Source organism: Thermogutta sp. (assembly GCF_014359955.1).
GTDB lineage: Bacteria > Planctomycetota > Planctomycetia > Pirellulales > Thermoguttaceae > Thermogutta.
In genome coordinates this window covers 1-4,533 of sequence record NZ_JACIYL010000329.1, presented here as the reverse complement: position 1 = coordinate 4,533, position 4,533 = coordinate 1, and the positions used below count along the sequence as shown (strand labels likewise).

Genomic DNA, 4,533 nt, shown 5'->3' with positions numbered 1-4,533 from the left:
TCCTTCCACGGCTGGTAGCGGAAATTGAATCGCAACTTCACGTCCCGTGGGGGCAATTGCGGGAATTGACTCTCCTGCGTCGGCGCAGGCGGCTGTGCTGCCGGGGGAGCCGCCCGCGTTTCCGTGCCGACCTGTGCTGGCATCGGCGTTCCAGGCGGTGGCGGTGACGGAGTCGGGGTTGGGGCAGATACCGCAGGAGTCGCATTGGGGCCGGCAGGAACCGGTGGGACCGAATTCTCCTCTGTTTGGACAGATTGACTGCTTGTTTCCGGGGACGTCGCTTGATTCGCCGGTGTCGCGCTGACCGATGGCGGGGCCGAACTTCCGGCACTACCCTGCGGTTGGGCCGTCGGAGAGGCTGGCGTCTCTTGCGGACCGGGCTGAGCAGGTGCCGTCGGGGCTGGACTCGCCGAGGCTGTGGCCTCCGAAGCGGGGGCTGCTGGCTGTGCGCCGGATGTCGCAGCGGGTGTGCTTTCCGGGGCGCCAACCGGTGTCTCGGACTGGGACGCCTCACCGGCTGGCGGCGAGACCGTGGCAGGTCCCTCGGCAGGCATCTCGGCGGGATGCTCTCCCGCGATTGTCGCCGGCGGCGTGCTCTCGGACGGGGGTGCCGCCGAGGGCTGCGGCGAAGAGCTTCCCTGTGGCTGACTTCCCGCAGGTTCCGACGAGGCCTGCGAGCCACTACTTTCAGACTTCACCAGTTCTCCCAGCAGCATGGCTCGAAGCGTTTTTCGCTGGCTGTCGTTGAGCACGCTGAGCGCCGGGTTTTCCGATGCTCCTCCTGATCCCGAGTTGGCCGGTCGTTCGGCCAGCGCCTTGCTCAGCGCTGCCTTTTGCTCTTCCGTCAGCCCCAGTTTTTCTGCGATAACGGGATCCGCAAAAAATTTCTCCCCCAGCCGCTTCAGCCGGATCTGTTCCAGTTTGGCCCGTTGCTGCACGCTTAGCAGGGCAAGTCCCTGGTCCTCGATTCCCCGGCGAAATTGCGCAAGTTTCGCACTCCGCTCCTGGGGAGACAGGTCTTTCAACTCGGAAAGCGTGGTGAGGATTTCGGCCTCTGCATTGTTGATGAGGTCGTTCAATTGCTTGAGCTGATTTTCGGTCAGCCCAATTTCCTTAGCCACGTCGGGTTCCACCGCATAAGCGAGCGCCCCGACCACCTCATATTCAGCCGCCAAAACAGGGGGAGCCTTGCTCCATGCAAGTACCAGAAGCAGCCCAATGACCAGCGTCATCCGCTTTGTTAGGGCCCGACCGCGGACCCGCCATGACATGTCAGCGATCTGCATCGCCATATCCCCGATCCTGCACAGTATAGCAGCCGAAAGCCCGGCTCATTTCCGACATGGGCAGCGCACTTCTTCGAAAGCTGCCTCCCCTTTCCATGATACACAACCGGTTGCGAATCTTTGCTACGAAAAATCACCGAGGTGCGCGCATTTTCCCTTTTGTCATGTCATCCCAAAACTGTAAACATCCTGGCGCCCGGAAAGTTCCGAAAAAGTGCTCGGGCAATCACCGAGACGGCCGAGCTTGCACCCTTCCACCGATGGGGGACCCCGTCATATTGGGGGGTTCGTTGCGAGATGGTATCCGGATCGCCTGGGCGACCGCGCGAAAATCAAAATTCGAGGCGTTCGAAATGCCGCATGCCCACGTAAAGCGAGACGGCCATCGTGGCCAGGGTTATCAGTCCAGCCAGCGCCGGGCCATAAGTAAGCCAAGCCACCAGCAGCGGGTTGAGCGAGATTCTCGCGGTTACCGTGGGCAGCAGGAATGAACTCTCTGCAATCATGCGGATGTGGACCGGCAACCCTGCCAGCACGAGGATCACAACGATAAAGACCGTGCTGAGGACGAGATTGACCGTCCCGCCAAAGCCGGACGCAATGCGAGCGGCCGAAAATGCACGAAAATTGGGGAACCGGGCGCCCAGCCCCACGGCGATGCCCGTCAGGCCCAAACAGCACAGGAACATGGCCCACTGGTGAGCGAGGAACACATACGGTTCCACATTGAGCATGGCGTCACTGAGAAGGACGAGCAAAGCACAGGGGAGCGGGCAGAGAACGAGAGCAAATCCGAGTTTGCTCCAAAGAATTGCCCGTCGCGAAATGGGCATCAGCCCCAGGACCCAAAAGCGCGGCCCTTCCAGACTGATCAGCGGGAACACAAACCGTGTGGTGAACGTGGTCAGAAGCAGGGCCACCACCGCCACGTTGAGAAAGCTCACAAGATTGACCCACGCAAAGTAGAACTGCTCATAGTAAAAGCGGCGCAAATTCAGGAAGTAAAAGACCAAAAGCCCCACGAACACGAGCAACTGCGACCACTGCACGGGATCGCGGCGGAAAAGCCGGATGTCCTTCAGGATAAGCTGCCGGGCGAATGCGGGAATCCCGCGGAATTCTTCAAGAATCAGTCGGTCGAACAGATTCCGGCGTCTAATGGCGCGCTTTTCCAGGCGAGATGCTAAAGCCAGGTAGGCGGGCTGATAGATCTTCCCCGCCAACTGGACACAGCACCATTGAAGGAAAAGCGCGTTGGCCAGGATGAGGAGGAAAAACATCACGCCGTCTTTATAATTACCGGCCGCCATGGCCAGCAGACCGGTAGCCAGCCACCAACTGGGCAGCAACCGAAATTGCGTGATGCTCAACCTGTCAAGAGTTCTTTCAAGCCACTGAACATTCAAAAACTGGTTGCGGGGAAGCCAACTGATCCATTGAAAGAGGATGAAAAGTCCTGCCACGGCAACCACCACGGTCACGACAACCAGCATTCGTCGCAATCTGGGAACAAACCGAGCAAGGAGCAGACAGACGGCAGCTCCTCCGGCCGCCGGGATGTAAACAAAGCTCACCAAATAAGGCACCATTGCCACGTAAAAGGGCCAGTCCGCTTTCACGACCTGGGCATAGCCCAGAAGAAGCGGAGTGGATAGGATGATGAAGGCCCAACTGCTGAGCAGGACAGTTTCCGCATATTTGATCAGAAAAATTCGTTCCAGACGGACGGGCTGGGTCATCAGGAAGGCGGTGTCCGGCGCGCGAAACAATCCGCCGTGCAGCAGGATCGCCCCAGAGATCATCAGCATGATCGTGAGGGCCATGAAAAAGGTGCCGAACACATACCGGACCGTCTGTTCGACCAAGTCCGCGTAAGGGATCGTCGTTTCCAGGAATTGAAACCCCTCCGCAAAAAGCCCCAGCAACCCCAGCCAGAGTCCGCCACCCAAAATGACGACCAGCCACACCCGAAACCACGCCTGACTGAGCGTTTGCCTGACCAGTGTCCGCGCCGTCAGAAAGAGGACCTTGCGGAACAAGGCCGCTTCCCGTTGCGGCGAAATAAGGGTTACTGGGATTTCCCCTGATTTGTCCGTGGGGCGCATTCCCTCGACCATCGGTGCCAATCGATTTTCAGAGATACTCACGCCACCCATCGGCAACAGGCCTCACTGCTGGTCTGGACGCGTCTTGGCTGCGAGCACATGGCTCTCGTTTGGAGACTCGTGCAACGGCCGATTCACTTCGCGGGGGGAATCGCCGTTATTCTCCCCGGACGAACTACCGTGGTCCGGGTTACCGACTGCCGACCGCGTCATATCGAGGTCGCCCACCGACGTTTCGGTGGCCGGGGCGGAATGAGAATTGGTCCCCTGCTGCTCTTCCGCCGTGAGCTGGAGAAATATCTCTTCCAGCGAAGCGTGGTCGCTGGCTCGGGCTGAGCGCAGTTCCTCGACTGTCCCAACGAAAATCAATTTCCCATGGTGGATGATTCCGATGCGGTCGGCAATTTCTTCGGCAATGCTCAATGTGTGGGTGGACATGAACACCGCCGTGCCGGCCGCCGCACGCTCGCGGAGCAGATCTTTCACCAGTTTGGTGCTTCGCGGGTCGAGCCCCACGGTGGGTTCGTCGAGCACGATGACCTGGGGATCGTGGAGGACGGCTGCCGCGAAGACGACCCTTTGCCGCATGCCATGCGAATACGTCTCGGTCAGCTCGTCGAGAAAATCGCCAATTTCAAAACGCGCCACTTCCCGCTCGATTCGTGCCGCCAGTTCGCGACGCGATAATCCGCGGAGCTGCCCTACAAATTCCAGAAATTCCCGACCGGTCAGTTTGTCATAAAGGTAGGGCTGGTCGGGCACATAACAGATACATTAGGCTGCCAGCCGGTCTCGCCCGGTGGCATCATACCCGCACACCGAGACCAGTCCTTCCGTGGGCCGGAGGAGACCCACCAGCATGCGAATGGTCGTCGTTTTGCCCGCCCCGTTGGGTCCCAGAAACGCAAAGACTTCTCCCGGGGGGATATGAAGATCAAGGTGGGAGACAGCGAGCTTTTCACCGTAGCGCTTGCTGACATTCCAGAAGTCAATCATGCGATTTGCTTTCCTCCGTAGCCTGTGCATTTTCCAGTCGCTGGGCCAGTGCTCTGGCTTGCGCGTCACCCAGTCGGACGAGAACGAGGTAACTATCGCCCACCTTCGCCTCCTGTCGGAGAACCCTTCCGGAGGGCTCCACCCAC

1 protein-coding gene and 2 pseudogenes are annotated in these 4,533 nt (G+C 59.5%); all 3 read right to left on the bottom strand.

Going from position 1 to position 4,533, the window contains the following annotated elements:
• Window positions 1–1,292: pseudogene (locus H5U08_RS10780) on the bottom strand (hypothetical protein); the annotation flags it as partial.
• A gap of 326 nt (window positions 1,293–1,618) precedes the next feature.
• Window positions 1,619–3,433, bottom strand: a complete 1,815-nt coding sequence (locus H5U08_RS10775) for a hypothetical protein (protein ID WP_297032879.1) — start codon at window positions 3,431–3,433, stop codon at window positions 1,619–1,621.
• A 21-nt stretch (window positions 3,434–3,454) separates the two neighbouring features.
• Window positions 3,455–4,387, bottom strand: a pseudogene (locus H5U08_RS10770) (ABC transporter ATP-binding protein).
• Window positions 4,388–4,533: the final 146 nt, after the last annotated feature.